General features: G+C 32.3%; 10 protein-coding genes. 4 read left to right on the top strand and 6 right to left on the bottom strand.

Translation table 11 applies throughout. The annotated features are described in order from the left end of the window. Positions 1-89: 89 nt before the first annotated feature. The 3 genes from BD847_RS01020 (at position 90) to BD847_RS01010 (ending at position 4,854) form a co-directional block, all read left to right on the top strand. Complete coding sequence (locus tag BD847_RS01020; protein WP_115886411.1) at positions 90-815, top strand: DUF4198 domain-containing protein; 726 nt, start codon at positions 90-92, stop codon at positions 813-815. A 233-nt stretch (positions 816-1,048) separates the two neighbouring features. Then, entirely contained in the window at positions 1,049-3,343 is a 2,295-nt protein-coding gene (locus BD847_RS01015) for a TonB-dependent siderophore receptor (protein WP_115886410.1), read from the top strand. 197 nt (positions 3,344-3,540) lie between these two features. Further along, positions 3,541-4,854, top strand: a complete 1,314-nt coding sequence (locus BD847_RS01010; protein ID WP_115886409.1) for an APC family permease — start codon at positions 3,541-3,543, stop codon at positions 4,852-4,854. 197 nt (positions 4,855-5,051) lie between these two features. On the opposite strand, the gene BD847_RS01005 is transcribed toward BD847_RS01010, so the two are convergent. From BD847_RS01005 to BD847_RS00995, 3 genes are all read right to left on the bottom strand, one after another. Further along, positions 5,052-7,322: a hypothetical protein gene (locus BD847_RS01005; RefSeq protein WP_115886408.1), complete on the bottom strand. Its 2,271-nt coding sequence runs from the start codon at positions 7,320-7,322 to the stop codon at positions 5,052-5,054. Further along, positions 7,282-8,343, bottom strand: a complete 1,062-nt coding sequence (locus tag BD847_RS01000) for a hypothetical protein (RefSeq protein WP_115886407.1) — start codon at positions 8,341-8,343, stop codon at positions 7,282-7,284. Before BD847_RS01000 ends, BD847_RS01005 begins: the two co-directional genes overlap by 41 nt. 312 nt (positions 8,344-8,655) lie before the next feature. Further along, positions 8,656-11,289 (bottom strand): valine--tRNA ligase, encoded by a 2,634-nt coding sequence (locus tag BD847_RS00995; RefSeq protein ID WP_115886406.1) that lies wholly within the window; start codon positions 11,287-11,289, stop codon positions 8,656-8,658. A gap of 272 nt (positions 11,290-11,561) precedes the next feature. On the opposite strand from BD847_RS00995, the gene BD847_RS00990 reads away from it, so the two are divergent. Further along, a complete protein-coding gene (locus BD847_RS00990; RefSeq protein WP_115886405.1) occupies positions 11,562-11,942 on the top strand; it encodes a DUF1573 domain-containing protein in 381 nt (126 codons plus the stop codon). Between the two features lie 83 nt (positions 11,943-12,025). Here BD847_RS00990 and BD847_RS00985 read toward each other — a convergent pair whose 3' ends face one another. From BD847_RS00985 to BD847_RS00975, 3 genes are all read right to left on the bottom strand, one after another. Then, positions 12,026-12,508 carry a hypothetical protein gene (locus BD847_RS00985; RefSeq protein ID WP_115887307.1) on the bottom strand — a complete coding sequence of 161 codons (483 nt, stop codon included), beginning with the start codon at positions 12,506-12,508 and terminating at the stop codon, positions 12,026-12,028. A 151-nt stretch (positions 12,509-12,659) separates the two neighbouring features. After that, complete coding sequence (locus tag BD847_RS00980; protein WP_115887306.1) at positions 12,660-14,792, bottom strand: OmpA family protein; 2,133 nt, start codon at positions 14,790-14,792, stop codon at positions 12,660-12,662. Positions 14,793-14,802: 10 nt separating this feature from the next. Next, positions 14,803-15,732, bottom strand: coding sequence for a PorP/SprF family type IX secretion system membrane protein (locus BD847_RS00975; protein WP_115886404.1), 930 nt, complete (start codon positions 15,730-15,732; stop codon positions 14,803-14,805). Between the last annotated feature and the right edge of the window lie 14 nt (positions 15,733-15,746).

Raw genomic sequence — 15,746 nt, 5'->3', positions numbered from 1 at the left:
ATTTGCTACACAACATTTTTAACCTAAAATAAAGTTCCCTACCATATTTGTCTGGGATTTTTTAATATTAATTTTTAAAATTTTATACCATGAAATCAAAAACTTTTAAGTTCATAACATTTGCATTTTTTATGCTTTTTGCTGCCCCTCAAATTTTTGCACACGCACTTTGGATTGATACCAAAGCAACTGGAACAAAAGGAAAAGCTCAGGAAATTTCGATTTACTTTGGAGAGTTCTCAGAAAATGACATTACAAAAGCAGACAAATGGTTTTCTGATTTAAAAGATTTTTCGCTAGTGGTAATTTCTCCTTCAAAAAAAGAAATAAAACTTACAGCAAAAGCTTTAGACAATAAATATCAGGCTTTCTTTACGCCAGATGAAGATGGTGTTTATACTGTTGTTATGCATCATAAAGTAAAAGATGTTTACGGAACAATGGTTTTAGATTACAACTCAAGTGCTAATGTAGTAGTTGGAAACAAGACTGCTGGAAACACAATTGCGTCAAACACTAACAAAATTGCCGTTTTCTCAGAAAATGTAGACATTGCAAAAAAAGATGCAAAAATCACTGGAGTGGCATCTTATGATGGAGCTATCGCTAAAGAAGCTAAAATTAAAGTTATTGCTCCAAACGGCTGGGAAAAAGAATTATGGACAAATGATAAAGGTGAATTCTCTTTCACTCCTATCTGGTCAGGGAATTATATGGTAGAATATGCTCATACAGAAAAAGCTTCTGGAGATCATAACGGCAAAAAATATGATGAAATCTGGAAAATGGCTACTTACCAAATTACAGTAAAATAATTTTAAGAAAAACTTCTTCTTAATAGATAAAACCTTGCTTTACGGCAAGGTTTTTTTTGTTATAATCAACATACATTAATACAAAATTAAAAGATCATTAGAAAGTTCTTAAGACAATCTTAAGAAAAATCTAAGAAAGGTTTAAGTAAGAAAACACCTTGATAAATTTTGTTAACACATCTCTGCGATTGTATATTTGCGGCATCTATTTTTATTGAATCTAAATAAATACCATGAAGTATAATTTACTATTTGCATTAGGATTATTGAGCTTTGTCTCTTACGCTCAAGATTTTTCAAGCAACAAAACTACGTTTACAGTTACTGATACTGTAAAAAATAAAAAAGGAGAAATATTAAACGAAGTTTTAATTACAGCAAACAAACCCAAAAAACCAATTGAAGCTGCTCGTGCTGGTATTAAAGTAATGGATTTACCACAAAGCGTTCAGATTATTGGCAGCGAAGTAATCGAACAACAACAAGCAATCAGGTTAAGTGAAGTTGTAAAAAACTTAAATGGTGTGTATGTTGGATCTGCACGTGGTGGCGCACAGGAATCATTCTTCTCAAGAGGTTATGATATGAGTGCTAACAACATGTTCAAAAATGGTTTCCGATATAATGCCGGTTCTATACCAGAAGTTTCATCTTTAGAAAAAGTAGAATTCTTAAAAGGAGGTTCAGCTTTATTGTACGGAAATGTTGCGCCGGGAGGAATTATGAATTTGGTTACTAAAACGCCAAAATTCACATCAGGTGGCGAAGTATCAATGCAGATCGGTAGTTATTCATACTATAAACCTGCTATAGATTTTTACGGACCGTTAAACAATTCTATTGCTTATAGAATTACTGGTTCTTATGAAAATTCAGAAAGCTTTAGAGATTTTGTAAAAAACGAACGTATTTATATCAATCCATCTTTTCTTTTTAAACTTTCAGACAAAACTCAAATTACATTACAAGGAGATTATTTAAGTGCAGACTGGACTCCTGATTTTGGTACAGGAATCTACGGGAAAACAATTTTAGATTTGCCACGTAATGAGTTCTTTGGAGCGCTTTGGTCTACTGCAAATACAAAATCTTCTAGTGCTTCCATGTTGTTTAATCATGACTTCAATAAAAATTGGAAATTAAATTTCAATTCTTCTTACCAATCCTACAGAAGAACGCAAACTTCTACAGCGCAATTAAGTACAATTGATGCTAATGGAAACTGGAAACGTGGTTTAACAAAATCTGATGGTGCTGAAAACATTTTTGGTGATCAATTAAGTTTACAAGGAACCTTTAATACGGGTAGTATTAAACACCAATTATTTACTGGTGTAGATTACGAAAACTCTATTGCTCCTAATTATACTTTTGGATTCTACGCTCCTGAAAAACCAGCAGACCTTATCACAACAGAAGCTACCGCTATAAACTTATATACTTACGATTATAGTACACAAAGTAATGTTATTCCTTATCCAACAAGAATTACTCAATTAACAAATACAGAAACGCAACGTTTTGGTGCCTATTTTCAAGATTTAATTTCGATAAATAAATACGTAAAAGTTCTGGCGGGATTACGTTGGTCATGGCAAGAAAGTGGAGCTACCACTACAAAAGAAGTTATTGAGAAAAAGAATAATGTAAATGTCATTACAACCGCTTACGAAAATGCAATACCTGTAATAGGACCAAAAGCGATTAACAAAGCTTTTTCACCTAAAGCTGGATTGGTAGTTCAGCCAACTAAAGATTTATCTTTGTTTGCAAGTTATTCTAACTCTTTTACTCCAAATACTGGGACAACAGTAGATTCAAAACCTTTAGATCCATCTATTATTGATCAATATGAAGTAGGTGTGAAAAAAGATTTCTGGAGAGGTTTATTAAGTACAAACGTAACCGTATATCAAATTACAAATAACAATTTAGCACAAACAGCTCCTTATTTAGCAGATGGTGTTACGCAGAATGCAAATACATCTTTCAAAGAATTGGTTGGGGCTACAAAAGGAAAAGGAGTTGAAATTGATATTACAGCTAACCCTCTTGAAGGACTGAGTATTATGGCTGGTTACAGTTTTAATGAAACCAAAGTATCTAAATCATCAGGAACTAACGGAAGTCTTGTTGTTGGAGATATTTTAGCAAGAACTCCAAAAAATACTGCCAACTTGAGCTTTTTCTACAAATTACCAACTGGTTTATTCAAGGGCGTAACTTTTGGAGCTATAGGAAACTACATTGGTGATCGTACAGGAGGATGGAATGATGACTATTTATGGACTGCGGTTACACCTCCAACAACTCCGCCAACTTATGTAGTTACTATTAGAGACCGTGATATTCCGTTAGAAGGATATGTTACCATAGATGCTTCTCTTGGATATGAATGGAAAAAATTCTCAATCTTATGCCGATTGTCAAATATCACAAACGAGCTTAATTACACAGTTCACGAAAACTATAGTGTAAACCCAATTGCGCCACGTCAAGTTATGACAAGCTTACGATATAAATTCTAAACTTTTGAATTAGTTTATAATCCACTAAAGCTTTTTCTGTATTTCATTTTTTTTTGAAACTCAGAAAAAGTTTTAGTTTTTAATTTTCATCGAAAACCTCATTTACTATTAAATGAGGTTTTCTTTTTTTAGCACCGAAAGTGCCTCATTTATTTTTACATTTGTTTCTAATACCTCTTTCAACAAAACCAAATTCTATGTCAGATTCCAAACAAAACCAATTAAAAAAAACACTTGGATTAAGCTTTAACATTGCTGTATTAATTGGTGGAACAATTGGAGTCGGGATTTTGCGAACACCAGGCGCCATTGCCGATTTATTAAATAATTACTGGCTCATTATCGCTTCTTGGCTTTTTGGAGGTTTATACGTTTTACTTGGAGCAAATTCTTATTCAGAATTAGCGACAATGCTCCCAAAAGCAGGCGGATCTTATAATTATATAAAAAGAGCTTTAGGAGAATATGCTGGATTCTTGTCCGGCTGGTTTGATTATATTGTCAATGCCATTCCTCCTGCATTTTACTGTATTGTGATTAGCGAATATTCTATTATTCTATTTCCATCTCTTGCCAATTATTCTACCGTAATATCTATTTCGTTATTAATTGCCTTTGTACTGTTACATTTAGGCGGCGTAAAAAATGGAAGCGTTATTCAGCAAATTACAAGTTTCTTAAAAGTAATTTGTTTTGTTGCTTTAGTAATTGCTTGTTTTATGTATTCAGGAATTGAGGTTCCTAAAATCAAAACAGATAGTTCAATATTTCAAATCGGACTTGTTTTTGGATTTTTCAAATCTTTACAACTCATCATCGGAACTTATAATGGCTGGAACGCTGTTTGTTTTTTTGCCGAAGAAAATGACGATCCTGGCAAAAATATTCCGAAATCATTGTATAGTGGCGTTTTGTTGGTCATTGCAATTTACGTTTTAGTAAATGCTGCTTTTTTCCATGTATTACCAATTGAAACTTTAGCTAAATCAAATTTGGCTGCTGCCGATGTTGCCAAAGTTCTTTTTGGAGAAAACGGAGCCATAATTGTTACTGTAATTTCCATTTTCTCTTTAATCAGTATTTTGAATGCTTTTATGATGATTCCGCCAAGAATTCTTTACGGATTAAGCCGTGACGGTTTTTTTATTGAGAAAGGAACTCAAGTCAATAAAGGCGGAACTCCGATTGTCGCGCTTTTGGTTTCATCACTTTTTAGTTTGTTCTTAATTTGTATTGGTTCTTTTGAAGTTCTGTTTTCTTTCGCCGCCTTTATGTCAATTATTGTTTGGGGATTAGCCTATTATTCACTTTTAAAATTAAGAACTAAAGAACCTGATTTACCAAGGCCTTATCGCTCTTTTTGGTATCCGTGGACAACTTTAATTGCAATAATTGCATCCATTGGTTTATTATTGGGATTTATTTACAGCGATCCAAAAGGTTTTGCAATTATTGTTGGAATTACGGTTGTTTCTTATCCGTTATTTTTGGTTTTGAAAAGAAGAAAGTAGCCTGTTTTTTTTGTTTTCCAAAGAGAACAACACAATATTGTCTTTTCGAGGCACGAGAAATCTCCACAAGTAGTTGGACAAAGATTGTCGATTCTGATTGTGGAGTTTCTCATGGAGATTTCTCGTGCCTCGGAATAACAAACTGCATGTATAAAAACAAGAAACCCGACAGGTTTTAAAAAACCTGTCGGGTTGAATTATCTTCTCGATGTAAAGTAGTTTTTTAAATTTTCACAACCTGATAAATCTGAACTGAATTGCGAAAATTCTTTGCCCACTCTTTTTGAACTCGAATATTCATTTTTTTCTACATAATCAATCATTCGCAAACAAAGTGCTTTAAATTTATCTGTTTTTGCATTTTGATAAGCTAGTTTATAATTTGCAATAGCTTTGATTTTGTTTCGGTATTCAATTTCGTCGATATAAGATTCATTCACTTCATTACTTCCATAACTAAAACTTGAATAACGCCTCATCATCCAGGAATTACCATAATCTGACATATTATAGTAACAATTTGCAATTAGAAAATAGTAATAATCCCTATCTTTCGTTTTTGAATTATTTGCTAAACTGGTATATTTTATTAAATGTTCCGTCACAGAAAGTTTAGTAACCAGATATTTTTCTTTATGTTCAATAAAAGAATTTGTGTACTTAAAATCATAAAACGGATTTTGATCAAAAACATAAGAATCTCCAAAGCTTCCCCTTTCCCAAGCATTATAATTATCATCCCAATATTTTTTATCTAAAGATCTAAACGTAATTAGTGCATTGTTTAATTGATTCTCTCTGAGGTATTTTGTTCCTAATAAATCTTTAAGATAATCTTTATCCTTCAAGAGTTTTGCATAAATTATTTTTTGAAATTCTGTAGAAAGACCTTTGTCAATTTGATCGACAATTGTTTGCAAATCTTTAGCAGAATAAACAAAATCCAAATAATCAAAATAGACATAAAACTCCTGTAAATTACCAGATGTTTTGATTCGATTTCCTCGCCATTCTACATCACCTGAATCATATGATCGCTGTGTTGTTTCTTCAATTAGAGACATTAAAGCTAATCCGTCAGTAATGTTTTCTTTAAATTCCAATTCTCTTCCTAAAGCAAAAATAAAACGTTGATCGCCTTTATATTTTAAGATAATCGGTTCGATTTCAGGTTTGATAATTGCATTCCCTTTTTCCTGATTTGCTGTAATACAAAGTGCTTTTATTTTCTCTATTTCAGCTGTTATTTTTTCAGATTGATGTGCTTTTTCAAAAAGGGAAATGTTTTTTAAACAATCCGTATAATTTCTTGTAATAAATTGCAAGTTGATTTTTGAAGCTTCCCAAACAATCGGATTTTGTGTTTTAGCAACATCTACCGTATCTATAAAATTTAAAACTTCCTGTGCATACAATCTATCATTCTCTGAACGATTACGTAAAGTTTCTGTTGTATTTTTTGTTTTATTGTCCCAAAAATCAGCAAAATCTGTAGACGGATTATAATTAGAATAATAAGGCGTATAAACCCAATCTTCAATTTTATTAATCTCACGCAAGAGCAAGAATCCCAATATCTGAGACTTTGGATTATTTTCGTAAATCGCTTTCAAATAATCGAGGTTTTTATCTACTTTCTGAACCGATGCATACGCATAAACATTTGCTGTTTCTTCCTTACTTTCAACATATTTCAAAGCCTCCTGAATTTTGAAATCATGATGAAAATAAAAATAGCTCGCATAACTTTTTTCTGGAGAATTTGCCATTAAATTGGCAACATCAACCATATATCCCGGATTTGATTTTGTAAAGGTGTAGAAAAATAAACTCCAGTAGTACAAATAATCTTTTTTAGCTTTATTAAAATTAGCCTCAAAAACCGATTTGATAATATCATTTCTTCCAGAATAATAAGCTAATCTAATAGTTAAAAAAGCATATTTTCGCTTAAAATATTGGTTTTGTTCTTTATTGGTAACGTCTATAATTTTATCTAATAATACAGCTTTGCTTTTATTGTTTGCATTTTCATTTCTTTCCCAAACATCTTCTGCATCACCAATCATTTCGCAATTCTTTGCCATTTTGAGGTAAGCAATTGCAGATGTTTTATTATGTTGATATAAATATTTTATAAAGTCATTGTCGCTTTTAGAATGAATATCAGTGTAAGACAAATTGAAATTAAAATCTTCAATCGCATCAATCGAAACTTTTTTATTGGTATAATTATACCAGTCTGCAATATTAGAATCTACATTCAGCTTATAATCCTCTGGATTTCTGCTATAATCAAATCCCCATAAATCTGCATTGTAAAAGAACGATTTGTATTGCGCATAATTAAAATACTGAGGTTTAAACAAACAATATCTCACATCTTCACCATAGGGCGAATATCCGCAAGCAAAACTTCTGTAAAAACTACTTACTAAAAGAACTATAAAAACTAGAAACTTCTTCATGGTTGTATTTTTTAAAAGTACTGTCGTCTAAATGGAATAATGAAATTGTTGCTGTGTCGTCTAATTCGACATTTTTTTTAATAATCGAAATCGCTTCCTGAATTGTTTTTGAATCGACTTCTTCGATTTTTAGTTGGTCGCCTTTTTTTAAGTAATATTCATATTCAAAAGTATAATCTTCTGTCATTTCGTACCACATTGGTTTAGTTTGTTTAGCAATTCCGCTTATATCTGCAGAATTAAAATTGACCAATCCAGCAAAATGATTATTGTGATACCATAATGTCCAGTAAAAAACAGGCAATGCAACATCTAAATGTACCGGATAACTTCTTTTTTTATCTAAATAAGATTTTAACTCGTTTATATCTAAAATTGAATTTTTGTCTTTTTGAGATTGTGGCTTAATCAAATTATAACACATTAGCGTTACTTTATCTACAGGCGGAACTCCCATTATATCAGGATATTTATATGGATATAGACGTAGCGTGCAACTAATTTCTTTTTTAGATAATTGCTTTATCTTTTTCAGTAAATAGAAATATTTATCTTTTGTAGATTTTGCCCAGTCGCAATCAATTTGAATTTCAGAATAATCGAAATTATTAGCATCATCATTTCCATATTGAAAACGATTCTTACGGTATTTATTTATTAAAAAAACAATATTATCTGCAAGCTTATCCAGTGACTTTTCATTATTGTATTGAAAGATTTCATTCTTGATAAAAATGGTTGGAACGATACTTACGGAATCCAGATTTTTTAATGTGTATCGATCAGGACTATTTTTTTGATAGGGGAAATTTCCCATCGTTTCACTATAATCCACCTCAAAAAATTTGTAATAGATTTTCTTTACTTGCAATTTATTTAGCTGATCGACTGTTTCCTGATTTAAAGAAGATCCACTCTTCCAGTAATAGAAGGCTCTTTCGACATTTTTAACTTTATTTTCTTTATTGGAACAGCCCAATAAAAAAGAAGAAATAATCACAAGTAACAGATATTTTTTCATTGCAATGATATTTTTTATTTTAACGTAAAATCGTATTAAAATTATATCTTTTTGAAATAAAAAAATTAAAAAATACCAACTATTTTTTTTAGATTTTTGTTATTATTAAAACAATAAACAGGATCGGTTTTTAACTAAAAAAATGCCCAATATTTGTCATTTCGACGAAGGAGAAATCTTCGCAAGTAGCTCGACAAAGATTGGATTTTCGTTGCAGAGTTACTTGCGAAGATTTCTCCTTCGTCGAAATGACAAAAACAAAAAAAGCTGTCCTAAATGGACAGCTTTTATATTTAAGAGAAAACCTAATTCTTACTTCAAACCAGCCAAACTCTGCTCTATTGTAGCAATTTTTGCCAAGGCATCAGCTTGTTTTTGTTTTTCTATATTTAGAACTTTTTCAGGAGCTCCGTTTACGAATTTTTCATTTGAAAGTTTTGCTTCAACAGATTTCAGGAATCCTTTTGTGTAATTCAATTCTTCTGTCAGTTTTGCGATTTCTGCTTCAACATCAATGTTTCCTGTAATCGGAATAAAATATTCATTTGATTTTACACGGAAAGATAAAGCGCCATCTACTTTTTCAGAAACATATTCAAAGGCAGAAACGTTTCCTAATTTCGTTACAACTGAATCAAAATAAGTAGAAAGATTTTCGCTATTGATTCCTTTTAATTCAATAGCATCTTTAAACGGAATGTTTTTGTCTTTTCTTATCGTTCTGATTCCAGAAATTACTTCAATTGAGTTTTCAAAATCAGCAATCAATTTAGCGTCAAATGGTTTTAATTCTGGCCAAGTTGAAACGATTAAAGCTTCTTCCGGAGTTCTTTCTGCAATTAACTGCCAGATTTCTTCCGTTAAGAAAGGCATAAATGGATGCAATAACTTCAAGTTACTTTCTAACATTTCGATCGCTTTATCAAACGTTGCTTTATCAATTGGTTGTTGATAAGCTGGTTTAATCATTTCAAGGAACCAAGAACAGAAATCATCCCAAACCAATTTATAAATTGCCATAAGAGAATCTGAAATTCTGTATTTCTCAAAATTATCTTCAATGTCAACTAAAGTCTGCTGTAATTTCGCTTCGTACCATTCGATTGCCACTTTTGATGATTCTGGCTGCGGAATAGTTTCTGAAACTTCCCAACCTTTAATCAATTTAAAGGCATTCCAAATCTTGTTTGAAAACGCTTTTCCTTGATTACATAATTCTTCATCAAACATGATATCATTTCCAGCAGAAGCACTTAAAAGCAATCCTACACGAACTCCATCGGCACCAAATTTATCGATCAAATCTAAAGGATCAGGAGAATTTCCTAATGATTTAGACATTTTACGACGTTGTTTATCACGAACCAAACCAGTCAAATATACATTTGTAAATGGTTTTTCACCCGCATATTCGTAACCTGCAATAATCATTCTCGCAACCCAGAAAAATAAGATATCCGGTCCTGTAACCAAGTCGTTTGTTGGATAATAATATTTGTAATCAGCACTTTCAGGATCCATAATTCCTCCGAAAACTGACATTGGCCAAAGCCAAGAAGAAAACCATGTATCTAACGCATCAACATCTTGTTTTAAGTTGTCGGTTGTTAGTTGTTGGTTGTTGGTTCTTTCTTTTGCTAAAACTAACGCATCTTCGATGTTTTCTGCAACTACGAAATCTTCTTTTCCATCACCGTAATAGTAAGCCGGAATTTGTTGTCCCCACCATAATTGACGAGAAATATTCCAATCGCGAATATTATTTAACCAGTGCGCATAAGTGTTTTCAAAACGTTTTGGATGTAATTTAATATCTCCAGTTTCTAAAACTGACTTAATGGCTGGTTTTACTAAATCTTCCATTTTCAGGAACCATTGATCTGATAATCTTGGTTCGATTACCGCTTTGGTTCTTTCCGATGTTCCTACTTTATTTAAGTGAATTTCGGTTCTTGCCAAAGCACCAATTTCTTCTAATTCTTTTGCAATTTCAGTACGAACTACAAAACGGTCTTTCCCTTGATAATGTAATCCGAAGCTGTTTAAAGTTGCATCTTCATTAAAAATATCAACGATTTCAAGATTGTGTTTTTCGCCTAGCGTTTTATCGTTCATATCGTGTGCAGGCGTTACTTTCAAACATCCTGTTCCGAATTCTACATCTACATATTCATCTTCGATAATTGGAATTACTCTTCCGCAAATTGGAACGATCGCTTTTTTACCTTTTAAATGTGTAAAACGCTCATCGTTTGGGTTGATACAAATTGCAGTATCTCCAAAAATAGTTTCCGGACGCGTTGTAGCAATCGTCAGAAAATCTTCTGAACCTTCAATTTTATATTTTAAGAAAAATAATTTTCCTTGCTGTTCTTCATAAATAACTTCCTCGTCAGAAAGTGTTGTTTTTGCTTCCGGATCCCAGTTTACCATACGGTATCCTCTATAAATTAAGCCTTTGTTGTACAAATCAACAAACGATTTAATTACAGATGCTGACATATCTGGATCCATAGTAAATTTGGTGCGTTCCCAATCGCACGAAGCACCTAATTTCTTAAGTTGCTCCAAGATTGTTCCACCATATTTATCTGTCCATTCCCAAGCATGTTTTAGGAATTCTTCACGAGTTAAATCATTTTTATTGATTCCCTCTGCTTTTAATTTAGCCACAACTTTTGCTTCAGTAGCAATTGATGCGTGATCCGTACCCGGAACCCAACATGCGTTGAAACCTTTTAAACGCGCTCGACGAATTAAAACATCCTGAATAGTATTATTCAGCATATGCCCCATGTGAAGGACACCAGTGACGTTTGGAGGCGGAATTACAATAGTATACGGCGTTCTATGATCAGGTTCTGAATGAAAATAATTGTTTTTCATCCAGTAATCATACCATTTGTTCTCAATCGTCTTAGCGTCAAATTGTGCTGGAATTGTCATTTATTAGGTTGTTTAATCGTTTATTTTTTGTTGATTCGTTTAATCGTTATTTCGTTTAATCGTTATTTTTTTTGGAATTTTAGCATATCTAAACTCAATCCCAATCAATTAAACGATTAAACAGTTAGACAAATAAACGAAACTTTGGTTCAATTTTTGTAATTATAACTGACAGCAAAAGTAAATAATTAAAGACACTATAAAAAGCGAATTATTAATTTGTGTGTTAATTAAAAGAATGTATATTTACTTACAATTTAAAATAATTTCAAATGAAAAATGTTGCCTCGTTCATCGCAATCGTATTGTTCAGCGCAATCGGTTATGCGCAAAATGGCCCAAAAATCGAATTTTCGGCACAGGACAATACAATTGATTATGGAAAAATTTCGAAAGGTGATAATGGAGTCCGCTCTTTTGAATTCACCAATACTGGCGATGCCCCGCTCTTAATTATCGGTGCAGAATCAACAGTAAGTTCTATTGTAGTTACTAAACCAGCCGCTGCGATACAGCCTGGGAAAAAAGGAAAAATTGACGTTAAATACAATATGGCTTCTGGTCCAATTCGTAAAACAATTACAGTTGAAACCAATGCTATCAATTATCCTGACGGAAGAGTTGCCTTAAAAATAAAAGGTGAAGTTTTATAAATAAATTAAAATCTTAAAATACAAAAAGCCGTTTCTTGATTTAGAAACGGCTTTTTATTTTATTCAAATCAGAATTTTACATTTTACTTCGTTGCACATTCTGCACTATCAAATTTGTATTTTACCTTTTCAAAATCAATTGGCTTATCTTTTACCAAATAAGTTACTCCCATTGTAGTTTGCATAGTTCCGTTTCCTAGAATAAGCTGTTTATTACGTTTTAGAAGTGCCATTGGGTTTTTGAAAATTTTACCTTTGTCTGCTGAATCTTTAAAAGTATAATCTACAAATAAAGTATCGCCGTGAAATTCACCCTCAAGTTCACCTGTTCTCACAGTAGAAGGAGCAATATTCATCGTCAAATCACCCGTTAATTTTCCGTTTTTTAAGGTATTTAACTTTAGCTGAAGCGTATCTTTTTCATAAATTGCCTGATAACATTCGGTACCAACAACTTTTTCGCCCTCAGCTTTTGCTGCTTCGATTGCTTTTTGTTTTTCTTCATTTTTACAACTTTGAAGTCCGACAAAAGACAAAAGCATGCAAGACAATATAATTTTTCTCATAACTGAATATTTTATTTTCATATAAAAATAAATAAAAAAGAAGCCAAAAGAAAGGCTTCTTGATTAAAAAAATATTTTTTCTTTAAGAATATCAATTCATGAATAAGACGCATTGCAGTACGCCTCTACGGAATACTGTAATGGTAATACATTACAACTTCTTAATTACAAATTCAGATCTTCTGTTTAATTCATGATCTTCTTCTGAACAAGCATCATCTGTTTTACACTTTATGATTGGCACTGATTCTCCATAACCTTTCGCAGAAACTCTGTTAGCGTTTATTCCGGACTGAATAATAAATTCTCTTGTAGAATTGGCTCTTTTTTGAGACAATTCTTCGTTGAATTTAGCATTTCCTCTAGAATCGGTGTGAGAGCCAATCTCAATTACCATTCCTGGATATTTATTCATTAAAGCGACAACTCTGCCTAAAACAACTTTAGATTCTTTTCGAATGTACCACATATTGTAATCAAAATAAATCGGATCAGTTTTTATAATTAATCGGTCTTTATCATCTTTTACAACATCTTTTTCTTGTTTTAAAATCGCATCAACTTTCTCTTTTTTCTTGGCTTCTTCTGCTTTTATTTCGTCCGCTTTTGCTTTTTTAGCCGCTTCATTTAAAGCAATAATTGCCAAAGCCTCTTTTTTCTTCTTTTCTTCTTCTAAAATAATTTCTTGCTTTCTTTTGTTTTCGGCAAGTTGTTTTTCTTCTAGTTTAATTGCTTCTAAAGATTTTAGTGCTAATGAACCATCGTTGGTAACATTTCTTGTTTTTCCGATAGTCAAAGTTTTAGATTCGTTGGTGTATTTTTCTTTAAAGGCAACAACTGTGTATGAACTTTCGCAGGCAACCGTAAAACTGAATTTTCCGTCTGCTGAAGTTGTTATCGTATTTAAAGTCTTTTTATCAGCATCTTGCAGCATTACTGTTGCATTTTCCAGAGCCAAATTTGTATCAATATCTGTAATCGTACCTGCAATAAATTGTTTACAATCTTCTACTATTAATTCTTTTGTTTCTTTGAATTGATAAATATCGTCGCTTCCTTTTCCGCCATCTCTATTAGAAGCAAAAAAACCTTCTTTAGTATTTGCATCAATTACAAATGAAAAATCGTCTAAATTTGAGTTTAATGGCAATCCGATATTTACGGGTTCAGCATATTCATTTCCGTTGATTTCTGAAACAAAAACATCAAGCGATCCGTAACCTAAATGTCCGTCAGAAGAGAAATAAAGTTTATTATCTGAAGCTACAAAAGGAAACTGTTCTCTTTTATCAGTATTAATAATTGGACCTAAATTTTTTGGCGTATCAAATGCTCCTTTATTAATGTTTACCGAATAAATATCAAATGAACCGAATGTTCCCGGCATATCTGATGCGAAATACAGTATTTTTTCATCAACACTAAGCGCCGGATGTTCAACCGAATAATTTGGACTATTAAATGGTAGCGCCACAATATTTGTCCATTTTCCTTCGACTAATTCAGCCTTGAAAATTTGAAGGTTTGAAACTCTCTTATCGTCTGTTTTTCTGGTTTTATTTTTTGAATTGTTTCGCGTAAAATAAACCGTTTTTCCGTCTTTTGTAAAAACAGCATTTGACTCATGCATTCCTGTCTTTAATTCCTGCGCAAAATAACTTATGTTTGGTTCAACTGCGTTGACTTCACTCAAAGGAACTGAAACTAAATTCAAATAAGTTTCATTGTCCCATTTGAACTTTTTATCAAATAACCCCGGCTTTAGTTTTACCGCAGCAAAAACAAGATTGCCTTTGTATTGCACTGCTCCAAATTCGGAATTTGGTGTATTTAATCCCAAATTTTTTATTTCAAATCGGTTTCCAATTGCTGAAACATTTTCAAGTTCTTTCAGCTCTTTCTGAAAATAAACAGAATCTCGACTGGTTGTTGAAGAAGCATAATATTTTTTCAACGCCACATTTGCATCAGCATAACTATTTGTTGCTTTCAATGTTTGCGCATATCTGAAATAATATTCACGATCTAAATCCTTATTATAATTTTGAAAAAGCAATCTGTAATAACGCTGTGCTTTTACAAGATTGTTGGTAAAATAATAAGAATCTGCCAAGTTTTTAATGACTTCCTGTGAAGGCTTTTCTTCAGCTAATTTTTCATATAAAACAATCGATTCGGCATAATATGTCTTATCGAAGAATCGCTTAGCTCTCGCCAATTCTTTATCTTGGGCGTTTATAAATTGTATTGAAAATACGAATATAATAACGAGTAGTTTTTTCATATTTTTCATTTTAAAAGAATCTAGGAGATTTATCAAAGCCTTTACCTAGTAAATCCAAATCAAAAAGCAGTAAAATTTCATGCGTTCCCGAATTAAACTGACCCAAATTTGAAAGTGTATAATCGTACGCATAACCTACTCTTAAAGACGGCGTCACATTAAAATTGAATAATGCGCTTACAGAATCATCGATTCTATACGCTGCACCAAATTCAAACTTTTCGTTGTACAAAACGTTTGCAGTTAAATCAATTGAAACTGGAGCTGCTTTTACAAATCTTGTCATAAATGCCGGTTTGAATTTCCATGCATCATTAAATTGAAAAACATATCCCCCAGTAAAAAACATATGAATTTCTTCTGATCCAAAAGCATTTACTCCTGATTTTTCTTCGATGTATTTCGATTTTAATAGATTAGGCGCTGAAAACCCAACGTACAAATTATCTCTAAAGTAATAGGCACCAACTCCAATATTAGGCTTTGTAGCATTAATATTTTCCGAAAAAGCAAAATCAGTTCCAGGATCGCTAAAACGGAATCCGTTAAAGTTTGTTTGCATGGATGAAACTCCAGCTTTAAGACCTAGCGACAGTTTATTTCTTCCTCCAAGATCTAAAACATAGGCAAAATCAGCATAGATATTATTTTCCTTTTTTGCTCCGTCTCCAATGTCATCAGAAATAAAAGATAATCCTACTTCGACTTTCTCAGATAAAGCAGTGTGCCCGAAAAAAGTAAATGTTTTTGGCGCTCCTACTGCCCCAACCCACTGTGTTCTATATAATGCTCCAAAATTCATCATCGCCGGCATTCCGGTTGCATAGGCCGGGTTTACAACACTCATATTATACATATAGTGTGTATATTCCGGATCCTGTTGTGCTGATACCGTGCTGATAAAGAGGAGAAAAGTTATAAGAGATATTATTTTTTTCATTTGAATTTTATTAA

Origin of the sequence: Flavobacterium cutihirudinis, assembly GCF_003385895.1 — a bacterium.
In the GTDB taxonomy this organism is placed as follows: domain Bacteria; phylum Bacteroidota; class Bacteroidia; order Flavobacteriales; family Flavobacteriaceae; genus Flavobacterium; species Flavobacterium cutihirudinis.
The sequence above is the reverse complement of the archived record's forward strand: the minus strand, read 5'-3'. Positions and strand labels throughout refer to the sequence as shown.

Excerpts from the sequence above, each read along its gene's own strand:
- BD847_RS01020 (WP_115886411.1), top strand. The coding sequence starts at position 90 with ATGAAATCAAAAACTTTTAAGTTCATAACATTTGCATTTTTTATGCTT.
- BD847_RS01015 (WP_115886410.1), top strand. The coding sequence starts at position 1,049 with ATGAAGTATAATTTACTATTTGCATTAGGATTATTGAGCTTTGTCTCT.
- BD847_RS01010 (WP_115886409.1), top strand. The coding sequence starts at position 3,541 with ATGTCAGATTCCAAACAAAACCAATTAAAAAAAACACTTGGATTAAGC.
- BD847_RS01005 (WP_115886408.1), bottom strand. The coding sequence starts at position 7,322 with ATGAAGAAGTTTCTAGTTTTTATAGTTCTTTTAGTAAGTAGTTTTTAC.
- BD847_RS01000 (WP_115886407.1), bottom strand. The coding sequence starts at position 8,343 with ATGAAAAAATATCTGTTACTTGTGATTATTTCTTCTTTTTTATTGGGC.
- BD847_RS00995 (WP_115886406.1), bottom strand. The coding sequence starts at position 11,289 with ATGACAATTCCAGCACAATTTGACGCTAAGACGATTGAGAACAAATGG.
- BD847_RS00990 (WP_115886405.1), top strand. The coding sequence starts at position 11,562 with ATGAAAAATGTTGCCTCGTTCATCGCAATCGTATTGTTCAGCGCAATC.
- BD847_RS00985 (WP_115887307.1), bottom strand. The coding sequence starts at position 12,508 with ATGAGAAAAATTATATTGTCTTGCATGCTTTTGTCTTTTGTCGGACTT.
- BD847_RS00980 (WP_115887306.1), bottom strand. The coding sequence starts at position 14,792 with ATGAAAAAACTACTCGTTATTATATTCGTATTTTCAATACAATTTATA.
- BD847_RS00975 (WP_115886404.1), bottom strand. The coding sequence starts at position 15,732 with ATGAAAAAAATAATATCTCTTATAACTTTTCTCCTCTTTATCAGCACG.